The sequence below is a fragment of the Streptomyces sp. TRM68416 genome, assembly GCF_014596915.1.
In the GTDB taxonomy this organism is placed as follows: Bacteria; Actinomycetota; Actinomycetes; order Streptomycetales; family Streptomycetaceae; genus Streptomyces.
The window spans coordinates 98,216-114,136 of record NZ_JACVWU010000010.1; the positions used below are offsets into that span (position 1 = coordinate 98,216).

Below are 15,921 nucleotides of genomic sequence, written 5' to 3' on the forward strand. Positions count from 1 at the left end.
TCTTCTCTCCTGCTTGCGAAAGATGAGGGGCGGTCAGCGAATCCGGGCTCAGATGAACTTCTGGCCCGCGAGGAACTCAGCGAGCTGCTTGCCGCCCTCGCCCTCGTCCTTGACGATCGTGCCGGCGGTACGGGCCGGACGCTCCGCAGCGGACTCGACCACGGTGTAGGAGCCCTCCAGGCCCACCTCGTCGGCCTCGATGTCCAGGTCGTCCAGCTCCCAGGACTCAACCGGCTTCTTCTTGGCGGCCATGATGCCCTTGAAGGACGGGTAACGCGCCTCGCCCGACTGGTCGGTGACCGACACGACCGCCGGCAGGGAGGCCTCCAGCTGCTCGGAGGCGGCGTCGCCGTCGCGGCGGCCCTTGACCGTGCCGTCCTCGACGGAGACCTCGGAGAGCAGCGTGACCTGCGGGACGCCCAGGCGCTCGGCGAGCAGGGCCGGGACGACACCCATGGTGCCGTCGGTGGAGGCCATGCCGGAGATCACCAGGTCGTAGCCGGCCTTCTCGATGGCCTTGGCCAGCACCAGGGAGGTACCGATGGCGTCGGTGCCGTGCAGGTCCTCGTCGTCGACGTGGATCGCCTTGTCGGCGCCCATCGACAGCGCCTTGCGCAGCGCGTCCTTGGCGTCCTCGGGGCCCACCGTCAGGACGGTGATCTCCACGTCGTCGTCGGAGTTCTCGGAGATCTGCAGCGCCTGCTCGACGGCGTACTCGTCGAGTTCGGAGAGCAGACCGTCCACGTCGTCCCGGTCGACGGTCAGGTCATCGGCGAAGTGCCGGTCGCCAGTGGCGTCGGGCACGTACTTCACAGTGACAACGATCCTCAAGCTCACGCCGGCTCTCCTACTGCGTCGACATTTCTCTGCTGCCTACTTGCAGGCAGCATAGGCGCCCCAAGTGGCCGTTCCCGCTCGGGGCGACCCGCGCTCCGAGCGAAATATTACTCGTCAGTACACCCAGTTCGTTCCCGCTAAGCAAGCGCTTTGAACTGTGACCTGTGCAACGCAGCGTAATCGGAACTCGACGGGTCCGCAGGACGGGTCCGGTGCGCGATCAGTCACACAGGGCGGTGAACCGACCCTGGTGGTACAGCAGCGGACGCCCGGGAGCGGCCTGGTCGCCGTGCACGACCTCGGCCAGCACGATCCGGTGGTCCCCGGCGGGCACGCGCGCGACGACCCGGCCCACCAGCCAGGCCAGCACGCCGTCGAGGACGGGCACGCCCTCGGGTCCCTCGCGCCATTCGGTGGGCGGCCCGAACCGGTCGGCGCCGCTGCGGGCGAAGGTGGCGGCCAGTTCGCGCTGGTGCTCGCCGAGTATGTGCACGCCGACGTGGCCGGCCCGCTCCACCGCGGGCCAGCTGGAGGAGCCGGTGCCGATACCGAAGGAGAGCATCGGGGGCTCGGCCGAGACCGAGGTCAGGGAGGTGGCGGTGAAGCCCACGGGGCCGGACGCGCCACTGGCGGTGATCACCGCGACACCTGCCGCGTGCCGCCGGAAGACGGAGCGGAGCAGCTCGGGGGAGGCGAGCCGGGCGGTGTCGAGGTCGGGGCCGGCGGTCATGGACACCTGGAGAGAGGGGGCACCGGGGACATACAGTCAGACTGACGATAGACAGTACGCACAGTCAAGTTCCGTCCGTGATGTGGGAGATGGCTCACCCTGGGCATGTCGCGTGTCACACGGCCTCCCCGAGGGCGGCGATCACGTCCGCCTTGCGCGGCTGTCCGACGGCCCGGCGCACGACGCGGCCCCCCGCGTCCAGGACCAGCACGGTCGGGGTCTTGAGGATCTCCAGATCCCGTACGAGTTCCAGGCGGGCCTCGGCGTCGATCTCGACGTGGGCGACACCCGGGACCATGCCGGCCACCTCGCCGAGGATGCGTCGCGTGGCGCGGCAGGGGGCACAGAAGGCGCTGGAGAACTGCACGAGGGTGGCGCGCTCGCCGAGCCGCCCGCCCAGTTCGTCCGGTCCGAGTCGTGTTCGGCGCACCAGCACTCTCCGTTTCCGCCAAGTCCGTCGACGTCCCCAGCGCCCCGCAGGGCCGCGAACATTCCCGACTCTCGGGCTCGGCGCGGGCGGACGCGTGAATTACCCCTGCTCACGCGGCAAGTGAGGGTACGCGTGAAGTAAAGGCTTCATAAAAGGCCGAGGTTGATCAAGGGACGACGTGACGAGGATCTCGCCGTTGACCGGCACCAGGACTGGCTCCCCGCGCGTTCTTGGGGCACGATCTGCGAGATGCCGTAAACCTACGGCTGCGTAACTTTCCGCCAGGAGCTCCCTTCCCTGGCAGAGAAGGAAGGGTTCCCCCCGTCCATGGCAGAGCTTGTCTACCGTCCCGTCGTCGGTCTCGCCCTCACGATGTTCAAGGCGTGGGACCTCAAGATCGACTGCAAGGGTTCGGAGAACATCCCGCGCTCGGGCGGCGCCGTGCTGGTGAGCAACCACATCAGCTACCTGGACTTCGTCTTCAACGGCCTGGCGGCGCTCCCCCAGAAGCGCCTGGTGCGGTTCATGGCGAAGGAGTCCGTCTTCCGGCACAGGATCTCCGGTCCGCTGATGCGCGGGATGAAGCACATCCCCGTGGACCGCAAGCAGGGCGAGGCGGCCTACCAGCACGCGCTGCAGTCGCTGCGCTCGGGCGAGATCGTCGGGGTCTTCCCGGAGGCGACGATCTCGCAGTCGTTCACGCTGAAGAGCTTCAAGTCGGGCGCCGCCCGGCTGGCCCAGGAGGCGGGCGTCCCGCTGGTCCCGATGGCGGTGTGGGGCACCCAGCGACTGTGGACCAAGGGCCACCCGCGCAACTTCAAGCGCAGCCACATCCCGGTCACCATCCGCGTCGGCGAGGCCATCGAGGCGTCCAAGGACAAGTACGCGGGGGCCATCACCCGCCAGGTGCGCGAGCGCGTCCAGGAGCTCCTGGAAGCCGCGCAGCGCGCCTACCCCGTACGCCCCAAGGACGCGAGCGACACCTGGTGGATGCCCGCACACCTGGGCGGTACGGCGCCCACCCCGGAGCAGGTGCGCGAGGCCGAGGCCCGCTGACCGGGCCGTCCGTCACGCGGGTGCGCGGACGTCGATCCGCGCACCCGGGCTGAACTCCTCCAGCAGCCCGGCCAGTTCGGCGGCCGCCTTCTCGACCTCGCCGACCGGCGTCGGGGCCAGGCTCTCCAGCAGGAAGAGTGCCGAGACGCTGTCCTCGGTGAGCCGGGTGCGCGGGCCCTGGCGCCAGTTCCAGCGGCGGCAGGTCACGCCGGCGTCGTCGCACCACACCACCTCGCCGGCGTCGGGGTGCTCGACGGTCTCCTCGCCTCCCGCGACGGTCACGAAGTCCTCGTCGCCGGCGGCCCGGACGAGGCGCATGCCGCCCTGGATGCGGTCCAGGTCCTCGCCGCCCACCGGGATCAGATGGGCGACGCTGACGGCGTTGTAGAGGTCGACGAGCAGGTTGATCCGGGGCAGCCCCGCCTCGGTCAGCGCCCTCTTCGCCAGCGCCTCCGCCGAGTTGCGCGTGCGCGACGGCTTCGAGCCGAACGCCGTGTACGTCGCACGCCAGGCGGCCATGTGCGGGTCCTCGTGCGGGGCACGCCCGTCCAGGCGCAGCGCCAGGCGGCGGGCCGCGTCGTCGAGGAGGCCGGAACTGCGGTCCGTACTGGGCCCGTTGACGAGCCCGCGCGCTTCGATCGCGAGGTGCGTGAAGCCGGGCGCGAGGGCGCGCACGTCGTCGGACACGGTCAGGGCGAGCGTCATGGTGCGCCTTTGCGTCAGAGTTCAGAGTGCGGTCGGGAGCGTCTTCTGAAGGTACGCGGCGTCGGGCGCGGCCCGCAGCGCGTCGAGTACGGCCGGATGGGGTTGAGCGTACAGGACGTCGTAGTCCACTTCATTGAACTCCGGGTCCGGAAGGAAGGGCAGCCGCTCCCCGCCCAGGGAGAACGCGCCCGCAGCCCCCGCCTCGCCGCCCCGCGGATCCTGCCGGTGCCAGGCCCCGTTGAACCGCACGGCGACCAGCCCGTGGACGACCTCGAACTTCTGGTAGCACAGCGCCGTCGGGATGCCCTCGGCGCGCAGCAGCGCGGCCAGGGCGTGGGACTTGGCGTAGCAGATGCCGGTGCGCTGCTCCAGGACGTCCGAGGCGCGCCAGGTGACACGGGGGTCGCCGGAGTCCTGGGAGTGCGGGATGGTGTCACGCACGAAATCGAAGGCCAGTCGCGCATAGGCATACGAATCCTCGGCCTGCGCCGCGAGCCGTGCGGCGGTCGCGCGCACCCGCGGATGATCATGGTCGATGACCTCGTCAGCAGCCAAGTATGCGGACAGGTCAGGGGTTTCCTGGATGAGCTCCATGTCCGCAGAGCATAGGAATGCGATCACCCGACAGTCAATGACTTTTCGAGTGACCGCATACCTATGCATTGTGCTCCAGTGCGCCGCCTTCTCCGTCGGCGCGCGTTTCTAGCGAGCCATCTCCTCCTTGAGCGCCGCCACGAACGCGTCCACGTCCTCCTCGGTCGTGTCGAAGGCGCACATCCAGCGCACGACGCCCGCGGCCTCGTCCCAGAAGTAGAAGCGGAACCGCTTCTGCAGCCGTTCGCTCACGTCGTGCGGCAGCTTGGCGAAGACGCCGTTGGCCTGCACCGGGTAGAGGATCTCCACACCGTGCACGGCCCGCACGCCCTCCGCCAGGCGCTGGGCCATCTCGTTGGCGTGGCGGGCGTTGCGCAGCCACAGGTCCTTGGCGAGCAGCGCCTCCAACTGCACCGACACGAAACGCATCTTGGAGGCGAGCTGCATGGACAGCTTGCGCAGATGCTTCATGTGGCTGACCGCGTCCTGGTTGATGACCACGACCGCCTCGCCGAACAGGGCGCCGTTCTTCGTGCCGCCCAGGGAGAGGATGTCGACGCCCACCGCGTTGGTGAAGGTCCGCATCGGGACGTCCAGCGAGGCCGCCGCGTTGGCTATCCGGGAGCCGTCGAGGTGGACCTTCATGCCGTGGGCATGGGCGTGGTCGCAGATCGCGCGGATCTCCTCGGGCGTGTACAGCGTGCCCAGCTCGGTGCTCTGGGTGATCGAGACGACCTGCGGCATCGCGCGGTGCTCGTCCTCCCAGCCCCAGGCCTGCCGGTCGATCAGCTCGGGGGTGAGCTTGCCGTCCGGCGTGGGCACGGTGAGCAGCTTCAGGCCGCCCATGCGCTCGGGGGCGCCGCCCTCGTCGACGTTGATGTGCGCGCTCTCGGCGCAGATCACCGCGCCCCAGCGGTCGGTGACCGCTTGGAGCGCGACGACGTTGGCGCCGGTGCCGTTGAAGACCGGGAACGCCTCCGCCGTGGGCCCGAAGTGGCTGCGGACGATCCGCTGGAGGTTCTCCGTGTAGTCGTCCTCGCCGTAGGCGACCTGGTGGCCGCCGTTGGCCAGGGCGAGCGCGGCCATCACCTCCGGGTGGGCCCCGGCGTAGTTGTCGCTGGCGAAACCGCGGACCTCCGGGTCGTGGTGGCGACGCGCGTCGGTCTTCGGGGGGTTCACGGCTTCTCGGTGAGCCACAGACGCTTTCCGTTCACTTCCGCGGCGGGCTGGTCCCAGACGCCGGTGATGGCCTCGGCGAGGTCCTTGACGTCCGTGAAGCCCGCGAACTTCGCGTTGGGCCGCTCGGCGCGCATCGCGTCGTGCACCAACGCCTTGACCACCAGGATCGCAGCCGCGGACGTCGGTCCGTCGGCGCCCCCCGCCTTGCGGAAGGCGTCGGCCAGCGCGAGCGTCCACGCCTCGGAGGCGGCCTTGGCGGCGGCGTAGGCGGCGTTCCCGGCCGTGGGCTTGGACGCGCCCGCGGCGCTGATCAGGACGTACCGCCCGCGCTCGCTGCGCTGCAGGCCCTCGAAGAAGGCGAGCGAGGTGTGCTGCACGGTGCGGATGAGCAGCAGCTCCAGGAAGTCCCAGTCGTCGAGGCTGGTCTTGACGAAGGTCTCGCTGCCGCGCCAGCCGCCGACGAGGTGGACAAGCCCGTCGACCCGGCCGAAGTCCTTCTCGATCCGGCCGGCCCAGTCGCGGGTCGACTCCAGGTCGAGCAGGTCGACCGGCTCGCCGGTGACGGTGGCGCCGCCGGCGGCGTAGCGGGCCGCGTCGACGGCCTCCGCCAGGCGCTCGGGGTCGTTGTCGGCGCCGACCACGGTCGCGCCCGCCTCGGCCAGCCTGAGCAGGGTCGCCCGGCCGGCGGGTCCGCCCGCACCGGCCACCGCGATCACCGCACCGCTGAGAGCTCCGTTCCCCGCCATGTTCTTCGCCTCCTGAGCAGTGGTGTTGCGGTCGCTCACGCGGCGACTCGCTCGGCGCTGTCCGCCGTGATGCCCTTGGCCGAGGCGATCACGTTCTTGAGCTTCTTGGACAGGGCCTCATAGAACATGCTCAGGGGAAACTCGTCGGGAAGCACGTCATCGACGAGCTTGCGCGGCGGCTGGGACAGGTCCAGGGCGTCCGGACCCTTGGCCCACTTGGAGCCGGGGTGCGGGGCGAGGTAGGTGGAGACCAGCTCGTAGCCGGCGAACCAGTGGACGAGCTTGGGGCGGTCGATGCCGTCGCGGTACAGCTTCTCGATCTCGCCGCACAGCTCGTTGGTGACCTGCGGGGCGCGCTGCCAGTCGATGAAGAGCTTGTTGTCGGTCCAGCGGACGACGTCGTGCTTGTGCAGGTAGGCGAAGAGCAGCTGACCGCCGAGGCCGTCGTAGTTGCGGACGCGGTCGCCGGTGACGGGGAAGCGGAACATGCGGTCGAAGAGGACCGCGTACTGCACGTCACGGGCCTGCGGGACGCCTTCCGCCTCCAGCTTGACGGCCTCCTTGAAGGCGGTCAGGTCGCAGCGCAGCTCCTCCAGGCCGTACATCCAGAACGGCTGGCGCTGCTTGATCATGAACGGGTCGAAGGGCAGGTCGCCGTGGCTGTGGGTGCGGTCGTGGACCATGTCCCACAGGACGAAGGCCTCCTCGCAGCGCTTCTGGTCGTGGACCATCGCGGCGATGTCCTCGGGCAGCTCAAGGCCCAGGATGTCGACGGCGGCGTCGGTCACCCGGCGGAAGCGGGCGGCCTCGCGGTCACAGAAGATGCCACCCCAGGTGAATCGTTCCGGCGCCTCGCGTACGGCGATGGTCTCCGGGAAGAGCACGGCGGAGTTGGTGTCGTACCCGGCCGTGAAGTCCTCGAACTTGATGCCGCAGAACAGCGGGTTGTCGTAGCGGGTGCGCTCCAGCTCGGCCAGCCAGTCGGGCCAGACCATGCGCAGCACGACCGCTTCGAGGTTGCGGTCCGGGTTGCCGTTCTGCGTGTACATCGGGAAGACCACCAGGTGCTGGAGGCCGTCCGCGCGGTTCGCCGCCGGGTGGAAGGCCAGCAGCGAGTCGAGGAAGTCCGGCACCTGGAAGCCGCCCTCGGCCCACCGGCCCAGGTCCTTCATCAGGGCCTGGTGGTACTCCGCGTCGTGCGGCAGCAGCGGCGACAGCTCCTCGACGGCCTCGACGATCCGGGCCACGGCGGCCTCGGCGTCGGCGGCGGCCGGGGCACCCTCGGCCTCGAAGTCGATCGACCCGTCCTTGGACTGCCATGGCCGGATTCGCTCCACGGCATCCTTGAGCACGGGCCATGCCGGGTGCTCCACCACCCTGGCCGTAGGAGGAACCTGCTCCCCCACACCCGACTGCACAAGAATTTCCGTCATGTCTCATCCTCCACGGGAGAACCTCTCGTAAGCCCACCGTATGCGCAGGCGGTTCCTCCCAGCAAGGGGGGTCTCAGGAAAATCTCCTGCTCACACCCCGTCGTCACCGAATTTTTTCCTGCCGGATACGGGGTCGGCGCCTGCCCGTGCCGGACGGCCGCCCCCTGCCCCGCCGGGTGTACCGCCCGCGCCGCCGCCCGGCGGCCACAGGCCGGGCGACTCGCCCACGCCCGGGGGACCGCCTGCCCGGGCGCCCGTGCGGGTACACACCAGATGCTGGCCGAATCCTGCCCCCGGGCGGCCCGAATCCCCGTGTACGCACGGGTTTCATCACCGTCCCCGGCGGTTAGGCTGCGGCCTGCCGCGCGAACGTCCCCCTCCGGTCCGTGCGCGTGCCGAGCCGCCGTCGACGGAAGCGAGTCGAACCTTGAACTTCCTCACCATCGGTCATCGCGGAATGATGGGTGTCGAACCCGAGAACACCCTCCGTTCCTTCGTCGCCGCCCAGCAGGCCGGCCTCGACGTCATCGAACTCGATCTGCATCTGAGCAAGGACGGCGCACTCGTCGTCATGCACGACACCGACGTGGACCGCACGACCGACGGCTCCGGCCCGATCGCCGAGAAGACGCTCGCGGAGCTGCGTGCCCTGGACGCGGGCAAGGGCGAGCGGGTGCCGGTCTTCGAGGAGGTCCTGGAGGCCGTGACGGCACCGCTCCAGGCCGAGATCAAGGACGTGGCCGCGGCCCGGGCGCTCGCGGAGGTGATGCAGCGGCGGGACCTGGTCTCCCGGGTGGAGGTGTCCTCCTTCCACGACGAGGCGATCGCCGAGATCGCCCGGCTGCTGCCGGGCGTACGGACCGCGCTGATCGGCAGCCGCTACGGCCTCGACATCGTGGAGCGCGCCGTCGAGGCCGGCGCCGAAACGGTCTGCCTGAACATCCGCCGGCTCACCCTTGAGGTGGTCGAGGAGGCCCGCAAGGCGGATCTGAGAATCATCGGCTGGGTGGTGAACACCCAGGACCACCTGCGCCTGGTACGGGCCCTCCAGCTCGACGGCGCCACCACCGACTACCCGGAGATCAAGCGCACCGGCCGCTTCACCGCGTGACGGTCGACGGCGCAACGATCACGCGAGCTCCTTGACCAGCAGCTCGAACTGCAGGTCGTCCCGCTGCGGAATGCCGAAGCGCTCGTCGCCGTACGGGAAGGGCGTCATCTCTCCCGTACGGCGGTAGCCGCGGCGCTCGTACCAGGCGATGAGGTCCTCCCGTACCGAGATCACCGTCATGTGCATCTGCGTCACGCCCCACGCCTCCCGGGCGGTGCGCTCGGCCGCGGCGATCACTGTCTTGCCCAGGCCCGCGCCCTGGAGGGCGGGGCTGACCGCGAACATCCCGAAGTAGGCGTGCGCGCCGCGGTGTTCGAGCTGGCAGCAGGCGACGATCCGCCCGTCCCGCTCCACGGTCAGCAGCCGGCTGTCGGCGTCCTTGATGACCTCCAGCACGCCCTGCGGGTCGGTCCGCTGCCCTTCGAGGATGTCCGCCTCGGTGGTCCACCCGGCCCGGCTGGAGTCCCCCCGGTAGGCCGACTCGATCAGCGCGACCAGCTCGTCGACGTCGGCGTCGGTGGCGTCACGGAAGGTCAGTCCGGTCTCCATGGGGCGCATCTCCACTTCTCGGGGCGGGTCGCATTCCCGGCGCGGCCGGGGCACCGACGAGACTAGGGCCTGTCCGGCGGATCAGGTCGCAGGAAAGCGGCGGTGACTCATCGATGCCGGTGAGCGGGGCCCGGTGCGTGCAGCTGCAAGGCGGAGGAGGGCGTCGACGCGGAGCGTCGGCAACCGACGACAACGCCGCAGATGGGCGTGCCAGGCCCCGCGTCTGCGGCATGATCCGCCGGACAGGCCCTAAGCGCTCCGCCGGAAGTGCCGCGACGGGGTCTGCCTCGCCTGCGGCGCCGTCGTGGCCGGTCGCGCACTTCCCCGGCCCCTTCAGGCGCTGCCGAACCGCAGCCGGCTTCACCCGACCCGCTCGGCGTTGCCACTACGCTCCGGTTGCATGGTGCATGTTCTCAGCAGCAGGATCCTGCTCCACCCCGTCGACCCCGACCGCTCCCGCGCCTTCTACGGCGAACAGCTCGGCCTCGCCGTCCAGCGCGAGTTCGGCACGGGACCGGAGCGGGGCACCGTCTACTTCCTGGGCGGCGGCTTCCTGGAACTCTCCGGCCGCTCCGAGACCCCGCCCTCCCCCGCCCTGCAACTCTGGCTCCAGGTCGAGGACGCGGACGCCGCCCACGAGGAGCTGAAGGCCAAGGGCGTCGACATCGTCCGGCCGCCGGTGAAGGAACCGTGGGGCCTGATCGAGATGTGGATCGCCGATCCGGACGGCACGCGGATCGTCCTGGTGGAGACGCCCCTGGATCATCCGCTGCGGTACCGGCCCGGGATCTGAGCGGCCCCCGGACCGTACGGCCGCGTCCCGGGGCCGCCCCGGACGTGCGTCGGCTCAGGGCCGGTGCTCCCAGCCCCGGTCGGTGCGGGTCAGTTCCCGGAAGCCGGCCGAGGTGAGGCGGTCGAGAGCGGCCCGGTCGGTGGCATCCTCGTAGGCGACGAGGCGGTCCGCTCCGCACAGGCCCGCCCAGTGGGCCGCCTGGGCGAGGAGCAGGCGGGCCGTCTCCTCGGTCTCGGCGCGCAGGTTGCCGAGGTCGGCGAGGCCCGCGGCCCGGGTGTGGCGCTCGGGACGGGCGAGCGCCGTGTCGACCTCGACGTGGCCGAGGGCACGCGGGCCGTCGTAGGCGGTGAGACGGGTGCCGCACTCCCCCAGGCTGCGTTCGACGGTGACGCCGGGCGCGGGCTCGGGGGCGGGGAGGTCGGCGACGCGTGCGAGCAGCACGACCTCCGTGTGCCCGAGGTGCCTGAAGCCCGACCGCTCGTAGGCGGCCCGGATGTGCGGCCAGTTGCGGGGCAGGCCGTACACGACCGGGGCGGGCAGGGAGCCGTCGGCGTACCGCACCCGGACGTTCCAGCGGGCCAGCCGCGCCAGACAGGCGGCCATCAGCAGGTCGGCGGCCTCCTCCGCGTCCGGCCAGAAGGACGCGCGCGGCCGGCACACCAGCCAGTTGATCTCCCCCGAGTCCCGGTAGTCCGCGCCGACCTCGGCGTCCGCGCGGTACCGCAGCAGATGGGCGGCCGCGACGACGTACCGGCGCTGTTCGGCGACGAGGGTGACGCGCTCAGACACCCAGGGGTCGGTGATGAACTCGTCCGGCTGCCGTTCCAGGGCGCTGAGGACGGTGTTGGTGGAGACGGAGACGCCGGGGACGACGGCGGCGACATGGGCGTTGACCAGGTCGGTGAGCTGGTCGCGGTCGTCACGGCGGAAGGGGCGCACCTCAAGGGCGGACATACGGGACCTCCGGGTCGTGGTGGTGAGCGGGGAGGCCGCCATGAGATGCGGTACGCCGACGAGGGTACGCGGGGTCGGGAGCGTCCGGCCAGGGGGGTGCCGGACGGGTGCCCTCCCGCATCGGCACCGCGGGCGGCGTCGTCCTCGGCCTCACCGTCAGCGTCGGCGGTCTCCTGAGCCCCCGGCTCGGACACCTGGCCGACGACGCCACCTCGCTGCGGATGGCCCTGACCCTCCTGATCGCCATGCCCGTCCTGAGCCGACTCCTCTTCCGCGGCCTGGACGCGCCCTGGATGGCCGGTCGCCCGGTGCGGGCTTAGCGTGCTTCGGGAGGCACTCCCTGCGGAAGGAACGCCATGAAGCTCGACAAGCCGGTGACCGGTGGCCCCTGCTGGACCGAGCTGGGGACGAGTGATCTTGAGGGGGCCAAGCGGTTCTACACGCGGTTGTTCGGCTGGCGGCCCGAGACGGATCCGCGGCCGGAGGCGGGCGGCTACACGATCGCCCACCTCGGGGAGGCCCCCGTCGCCGCCCTGTCGCCGCTGTACCAGGAGTCGCAGCCGGTCGCCTGGAACGTGTCCTTCGCGGTGGCGGACGCGGACGCCGCCGCGGCGAAGGCGGAGGCCGTCGGGGCGACGGTGCTGGTCGGGCCGATGGACGTGTTCGACGTGGGCCGCTTCAGCGTGGTCCTGGACCCGACCGGGGCCGCCTTCCAGATGTGGCAGGCGCGCACCTTCCCGGGCGCCGGGGTGTTCAACGCGCCCGGCTCACTGGGCTGGGTGGAGCTGATGACCCGGGCGCCCGAGCGTGCCGTGGCCTTCTACACGGCGGTGTTCGGCTGGAGCGTCAACGCCTCCGAGCACTACACGCAGTGGGGCGTCGACGGGGCCGACTTCGGCGGCATGGTGACGATGGACGAGAAGTTCCCGCACGAGGTGCCGCCGCACTGGCTGCCGTACTTCGCGGTCGCGGACGTCGACGACACCGCGGCCGCGGCGACGGCGGCCCACGGCACGATCCTCATGGAGCCCACGTCGGTGCCCGAGGGCCCGCGGCTCGCGGTGCTGCGGGATCCGCAGGGCGCGGTCTTCGGTGTGTACGACGCCTCCTACGCACGCTGAACCGGCCTTGCGCTGGAGGGCACTCCAGCTCCTAGCGTCGACCGCACGGACGACCCGAAGGGACAATGGACGTGCGGTACACACTGTTCGGCAGGACCGGTCTGCGCGTGAGCGAGCTGAGCCTCGGCACAATGACCGTCGGCGACGACTGGGGCTGGGGCGCCGACAAGGAGACCAGCGCCCGGATCCTCGACGCGTACTCCCCCACGCTCGAATGAGCTCACGCGGGGGCACCCCCATCGCGGGCGGCAACTTCGTCGACACCGCGAACAACTACACCGACGGCAGCTCGGAACGCATCCTCGGGGAGCTTCTCCAGGGGCGGCGCGACCGGTTCGTGCTGGCGAGCAAGTACACGTGCGGGATCCGGGACGGCGACGTCAACGCCGCGGGCAACTCCCGCAAGAACCTGGTGCAGTCGGTGGAGGCGAGCCTGGAGCGGCTGCGCACCGACCGGCTGGACGTGCTGTGGGTGCACGCCCGGGACAACTTCACCCCGGTCGAGGAGGTCATGCGCTCCCTGGACGACCTGGTGCGCACCGGCAAGGTGCTGTACGTCGGCGTCTCGGACTGGCCGGCCTGGGAGATCGCGCAGGCCAACACCCTGGCGGAGCTGCGGGGTTGGACCGCGTTCGCCGGATCGCAGCTGCGCTACAGCCTGCTGGAGCGGACCCCGGAACGTGAACTGCTGCCGCAGGCGCGGGCGTTCGACCTGGCCGTGCTGGCCTGGGCGCCGCTGGGGGGCGGGAAGCTCACCGGGAAGTACCGCACGGGCGGGACGGGACGTCTGACGGGCGAGAACGGCGAGCCCGACCCGCGCCAGGAGGACATCGTCACCGCGGTCCTCGACATCGCCGAGCAGGGCGGCTGGAGCCCGGCCCAGGTGGCCCTGGCCTGGCTGCTGGGCCGGCCGGGCAATGTCGTGCCCGTCATCGCGGCGACCGGGGAGAGCCAGCTCGCCGACAACCTCGGCGCGGTCGACATCCGGCTCGACGCCGACGCGGTCGCCCGGCTCGACGCGGTGAGCGCGGTCCCGCTGGGCTTCCCGCACGACTTCCTCCGCGAGCCGCAGATCACCCGCAACGTCTACGGCGACCGCTGGACGGAGATCGACGACCGCCGCTCCACCCATCGCCGCACCGTGCACGACGTCCTCTGACGCCCACCCGCGCGGCGCCAGTACGGCGGCCTCGTACGCGAGTTGATCCGGCAGGAATCCGTTTGGCCACCCGCCTGCCGGGCGCGTCCCCCACTGATGTTTTGCCCGCAAGGCACCCCTCACCTGCCGTGCTCCGCCGAATGCTCCCCGTGTACACCCTTGCGCTCGCGTGCGCGCCGCGTGGCACGGGCATTCCTTGACCGACCGTCGGGCGACGCGCCCGGCACCGTCGAGCGGGGAGGGGCGCGTGTACCTACCGGCTTCGCCCGGCTGGCTGCTGGTCGCGCTGTGCGCGGCGACCGGCGCCTACTGTCTGCTGCGGATGCGCAGCAGCGTCGAGGAGCAGCGCAGCGCCGCGGGCGGCGAGGCGCTCATGGGCTTCGGCATGGCCGCCATGGCCGTGCCCGCCGCCGTGTTCACCCCGCCGTCGTGGGCGTGGCCCGGCTACGCGCTCGTCTTCGGGCTGGCCGGCCTGCGCGCCCTGTGGGCGGCGCGCGCGAGCGCCCACCATCTGCACCATCTGGTGGGCACCGGGGCCATGGTCTACATGGCGGTCGTGATGGCCTCCTCCCCCGCCCACCACGCCGGGCACGGCGGTTCCGGCGTCCCGGTGGTGACGGGCCTGCTCCTGCTGTACTTCACCGGCTACGTGCTGCTGGCCGGCGTCCGGCTGGTCCCGGCCGGTGCGGGCGGGGGTGCGGTGCGGCTGGGCGACCGGCCCGAGCTGGCGCGCGCCTGCCGGCTGTCGATGGGGATCGCCATGGTCGCCATGCTGCTGACGCTGTGAACCTGCCGTGGTCTGCGTCACTTTGCCGCGACAGGCCATACCCCAGGGCAGTACCGCGCTCATAGGCTGCTCCCATGATGGTCCCCGCGGCACTGCTGCTGCTCGCCGCCGTGACCGCTGTCGTCGCCCCGCGGCTCCTCGCCCGGGCCGACTGGCCGGACCGTGAACCGGTGGTCGCCCTGTGGGCGTGGCAGTGCGTGGTGGCGGCCGTACTCCTGTGCTGTGCGCTGTCGATGACGCTCAGCGCGGCGGCGGCCTGGCAGGCAGTGCGCGGTCACGTCTTCGCGCCGGCCCCGCAGTCGGTCGTGGAGGCCTACGCCCACGGCGTGACCGGCCCCTGGGCGGCGGCGACCGCGGTGGCGCTCGCGTGCGGCGGGCTGTGGAGCGGGGCGATGCTGGTCCGCGAGGTGGCCCGGGCCCGGCGCCGGGGCCGGCGGACCGAACTCCTGGTGCGGGCCCCGCTCCTGCCCGGCGAGCAGCCGGGTCCGGACCGCCTGGTGATCCTGGAGGGCGAGCGGCCGGACGCCTGGTGGCTGCCCGGCGCGGTGCCCCAACTGGTCATCACCACGGCCGCGTTGCGCCGCCTCAAGGGCAGGCAGTTGGACGCCCTGCTCGCCCATGAGCAGGGTCATGCGCAGGCCCGCCACGACTGGCTGCTGCACTGCTCGGCGGCGCTGGCCGCCGGGTTCCCGCAGGTGCCGGTCTTCGCCGCGTTCCGCGACGAGATGCACCGACTGGTCGAACTCGCCGCCGACGACACGGCCTCGCGCCGCCACGGGCGCCTCACCACCGCCCTGGCACTGGTCGAACTCAACGAGGACCGGGGCGTGTTCGGCCCCTGCCCGACCCCGCAGGCGCAGGTGCCGCACCGGGTGAACCGGCTGCTCACTCCCCCCGACCGGCTCACCGCGGGGCGCCGGCTGCGCCTGACGGCCGCGGCGGCGCTGGTGCCGGTGGTGCCGGTGCTGGTGACCTTCGTACCGGCCCTGCGGGCGCTGGGGTAGCCGGGCCCACCGCGGCCGCATTGGCCTCACGCCCCACAGGTGGGCGAGGATCGCAGTATGAGCACGCGGTCCGTCGACGCCCCGCCCCGCCGCCCCGTCCACCGCGCCGCCCTCCGCTGGGCCGGCGCGCTGGGGCTGTGTTCCACGCTACTGCTCGTCCTGGTCGCGGTCGCCTGGCACCCGTTGATCACCCTCGACGGGGACATCGCCGAGACCACGCACCGCTGGGCGGTCGAGGAATCCGGCGTCACCCGGGCGTGCCGGATCCTGACCGACTGGGTCTGGGACCCCTGGACGATGCGCCTGCTGGCCGCGGTCGTGGCGCTGTGGCTGGTGCGGTGGCGGGCGGCGCACTGGGCGGCCCTGTGGCTGGCGGCGACAACCCTGCTGAGCTCGCTGCTCCAGCAGGGCCTGAAGGCCGCGGTCGACCGCTCGCGCCCCGTCTGGCCCGACCCCGTCGACTCCGCCCACTACGCGGCCTTCCCCTCCGGTCACGCCATGACCGCCACGGTGGTCTGCGGCCTGCTGCTGTACCTGCTGCACCACTACGGCGCCGGCCGTGCCCTGTGGCGTACGGCGGTGGCGGTGGCGGTGGTCTCCGTCGTCGGCGTCGGCCTGACCCGCGTCTGGCTGGGCGTGCACTGGGGCACGGACGTCGTCGGCGGCTGGCTCATGGGTGCCGCGGTGGTGGCGCTGGCGGTCGCGGCGTTCGTCCGGTGGCGACCGTGAGCGG

Annotated in this window: 18 protein-coding genes and 1 pseudogene; 9 read left to right on the top strand and 10 right to left on the bottom strand. The window is 71.6% G+C overall.

Annotation, left to right across the window (positions count from 1 at the left end; translation table 11 throughout):
• Window positions 1-48 precede the first annotated feature (48 nt).
• The 3 genes from ICC28_RS17905 to ICC28_RS17915 form a co-directional block, all read right to left on the bottom strand.
• A complete protein-coding gene (locus ICC28_RS17905; RefSeq protein ID WP_188289593.1) occupies window positions 49-837 on the bottom strand; it encodes an electron transfer flavoprotein subunit beta/FixA family protein in 789 nt (262 codons plus the stop codon).
• Between the two features lie 220 nt (window positions 838-1,057).
• Window positions 1,058-1,567 (bottom strand): flavin reductase family protein, encoded by a 510-nt coding sequence (locus ICC28_RS17910; protein WP_188289594.1) that lies wholly within the window; start codon window positions 1,565-1,567, stop codon window positions 1,058-1,060.
• Between the two features lie 115 nt (window positions 1,568-1,682).
• The gene (locus ICC28_RS17915; RefSeq protein WP_188289595.1) at window positions 1,683-2,003 is read right to left on the bottom strand and encodes a thioredoxin family protein; all 321 of its coding nucleotides are present in this window, start codon (window positions 2,001-2,003) and stop codon (window positions 1,683-1,685) included.
• 321 nt (window positions 2,004-2,324) lie between these two features.
• On the opposite strand from ICC28_RS17915, the gene ICC28_RS17920 reads away from it, so the two are divergent.
• Window positions 2,325-3,053 carry a lysophospholipid acyltransferase family protein gene (locus ICC28_RS17920; RefSeq protein WP_188289596.1) on the top strand — a complete coding sequence of 243 codons (729 nt, stop codon included), beginning with the start codon at window positions 2,325-2,327 and terminating at the stop codon, window positions 3,051-3,053.
• A gap of 12 nt (window positions 3,054-3,065) precedes the next feature.
• Here ICC28_RS17920 and ICC28_RS17925 read toward each other — a convergent pair whose 3' ends face one another.
• From ICC28_RS17925 to ICC28_RS17945, 5 genes are all read right to left on the bottom strand, one after another.
• A complete protein-coding gene (locus tag ICC28_RS17925) occupies window positions 3,066-3,758 on the bottom strand; it encodes a B3/4 domain-containing protein (RefSeq protein WP_188289597.1) in 693 nt (230 codons plus the stop codon).
• A 21-nt stretch (window positions 3,759-3,779) separates the two neighbouring features.
• Complete coding sequence (locus ICC28_RS17930) at window positions 3,780-4,352, bottom strand: transglutaminase-like domain-containing protein (protein ID WP_188289598.1); 573 nt, start codon at window positions 4,350-4,352, stop codon at window positions 3,780-3,782.
• 108 nt (window positions 4,353-4,460) lie between these two features.
• Window positions 4,461-5,531: a threonine aldolase family protein gene (locus tag ICC28_RS17935; protein WP_188289599.1), complete on the bottom strand. Its 1,071-nt coding sequence runs from the start codon at window positions 5,529-5,531 to the stop codon at window positions 4,461-4,463.
• A complete protein-coding gene (locus ICC28_RS17940) occupies window positions 5,528-6,277 on the bottom strand; it encodes an SDR family oxidoreductase (RefSeq protein WP_188289732.1) in 750 nt (249 codons plus the stop codon). Before ICC28_RS17940 ends, ICC28_RS17935 begins: the two co-directional genes overlap by 4 nt.
• Before the next feature lie 35 nt (window positions 6,278-6,312).
• Window positions 6,313-7,710 carry a DUF6421 family protein gene (locus ICC28_RS17945; protein ID WP_188289600.1) on the bottom strand — a complete coding sequence of 466 codons (1,398 nt, stop codon included), beginning with the start codon at window positions 7,708-7,710 and terminating at the stop codon, window positions 6,313-6,315.
• A 427-nt stretch (window positions 7,711-8,137) separates the two neighbouring features.
• On the opposite strand from ICC28_RS17945, the gene ICC28_RS17950 reads away from it, so the two are divergent.
• Entirely contained in the window at window positions 8,138-8,821 is a 684-nt protein-coding gene (locus tag ICC28_RS17950; RefSeq protein ID WP_188289601.1) for a glycerophosphodiester phosphodiesterase, read from the top strand.
• 18 nt (window positions 8,822-8,839) lie between these two features.
• Here ICC28_RS17950 and ICC28_RS17955 read toward each other — a convergent pair whose 3' ends face one another.
• Window positions 8,840-9,379, bottom strand: a complete 540-nt coding sequence (locus tag ICC28_RS17955; RefSeq protein WP_411158603.1) for a GNAT family N-acetyltransferase — start codon at window positions 9,377-9,379, stop codon at window positions 8,840-8,842.
• Window positions 9,380-9,770: 391 nt separating this feature from the next.
• Here ICC28_RS17955 and ICC28_RS17960 point away from each other — a divergent pair, with 391 nt between their 5' ends.
• Window positions 9,771-10,163 (top strand): VOC family protein, encoded by a 393-nt coding sequence (locus ICC28_RS17960; RefSeq protein WP_188289603.1) that lies wholly within the window; start codon window positions 9,771-9,773, stop codon window positions 10,161-10,163.
• 54 nt (window positions 10,164-10,217) lie between these two features.
• Here the strand turns inward: ICC28_RS17960 and ICC28_RS17965 are convergent, their stop codons facing one another.
• Complete coding sequence (locus ICC28_RS17965) at window positions 10,218-11,117, bottom strand: N-acetyltransferase (protein ID WP_188289604.1); 900 nt, start codon at window positions 11,115-11,117, stop codon at window positions 10,218-10,220.
• Window positions 11,118-11,224: 107 nt separating this feature from the next.
• Here ICC28_RS17965 and ICC28_RS17970 point away from each other — a divergent pair, with 107 nt between their 5' ends.
• The 6 genes and pseudogenes from ICC28_RS17970 (at window position 11,225) to ICC28_RS17995 (ending at window position 15,917) form a co-directional block, all read left to right on the top strand.
• A complete protein-coding gene (locus ICC28_RS17970) occupies window positions 11,225-11,437 on the top strand; it encodes a hypothetical protein (protein WP_411158604.1) in 213 nt (70 codons plus the stop codon).
• Between the two features lie 36 nt (window positions 11,438-11,473).
• Complete coding sequence (locus tag ICC28_RS17975; RefSeq protein ID WP_188289605.1) at window positions 11,474-12,238, top strand: VOC family protein; 765 nt, start codon at window positions 11,474-11,476, stop codon at window positions 12,236-12,238.
• A gap of 71 nt (window positions 12,239-12,309) precedes the next feature.
• Window positions 12,310-13,397 (top strand): annotated as a pseudogene (locus ICC28_RS17980) (aldo/keto reductase).
• Between the two features lie 247 nt (window positions 13,398-13,644).
• Window positions 13,645-14,184, top strand: a complete 540-nt coding sequence (locus tag ICC28_RS17985; protein WP_188289606.1) for a DUF5134 domain-containing protein — start codon at window positions 13,645-13,647, stop codon at window positions 14,182-14,184.
• Window positions 14,185-14,258: 74 nt separating this feature from the next.
• Complete coding sequence (locus ICC28_RS17990) at window positions 14,259-15,188, top strand: M56 family metallopeptidase (protein ID WP_188289607.1); 930 nt, start codon at window positions 14,259-14,261, stop codon at window positions 15,186-15,188.
• A gap of 57 nt (window positions 15,189-15,245) precedes the next feature.
• A complete protein-coding gene (locus ICC28_RS17995; RefSeq protein ID WP_188289608.1) occupies window positions 15,246-15,917 on the top strand; it encodes a phosphatase PAP2 family protein in 672 nt (223 codons plus the stop codon).
• The last annotated feature ends 4 nt before the right edge of the window (window positions 15,918-15,921 follow it).

Bases quoted from the DNA above. Each gene is read 5' to 3' on its own strand.
- ICC28_RS17910 (WP_188289594.1), bottom strand. From the start codon at position 1,567: ATGACCGCCGGCCCCGACCTCGACACCGCCCGGCTCGCCTCCCCCGAG.
- ICC28_RS17920 (WP_188289596.1), top strand. From the start codon at position 2,325: ATGGCAGAGCTTGTCTACCGTCCCGTCGTCGGTCTCGCCCTCACGATG.
- ICC28_RS17925 (WP_188289597.1), bottom strand. From the start codon at position 3,758: ATGACGCTCGCCCTGACCGTGTCCGACGACGTGCGCGCCCTCGCGCCC.
- ICC28_RS17930 (WP_188289598.1), bottom strand. From the start codon at position 4,352: ATGGAGCTCATCCAGGAAACCCCTGACCTGTCCGCATACTTGGCTGCT.
- ICC28_RS17940 (WP_188289732.1), bottom strand. From the start codon at position 6,277: ATGGCGGGGAACGGAGCTCTCAGCGGTGCGGTGATCGCGGTGGCCGGT.
- ICC28_RS17945 (WP_188289600.1), bottom strand. From the start codon at position 7,710: ATGACGGAAATTCTTGTGCAGTCGGGTGTGGGGGAGCAGGTTCCTCCT.
- ICC28_RS17955 (WP_411158603.1), bottom strand. From the start codon at position 9,379: ATGCGCCCCATGGAGACCGGACTGACCTTCCGTGACGCCACCGACGCC.
- ICC28_RS17960 (WP_188289603.1), top strand. From the start codon at position 9,771: ATGGTGCATGTTCTCAGCAGCAGGATCCTGCTCCACCCCGTCGACCCC.
- ICC28_RS17965 (WP_188289604.1), bottom strand. From the start codon at position 11,117: ATGTCCGCCCTTGAGGTGCGCCCCTTCCGCCGTGACGACCGCGACCAG.
- ICC28_RS17975 (WP_188289605.1), top strand. From the start codon at position 11,474: ATGAAGCTCGACAAGCCGGTGACCGGTGGCCCCTGCTGGACCGAGCTG.
- ICC28_RS17990 (WP_188289607.1), top strand. From the start codon at position 14,259: ATGATGGTCCCCGCGGCACTGCTGCTGCTCGCCGCCGTGACCGCTGTC.
- ICC28_RS17995 (WP_188289608.1), top strand. From the start codon at position 15,246: ATGAGCACGCGGTCCGTCGACGCCCCGCCCCGCCGCCCCGTCCACCGC.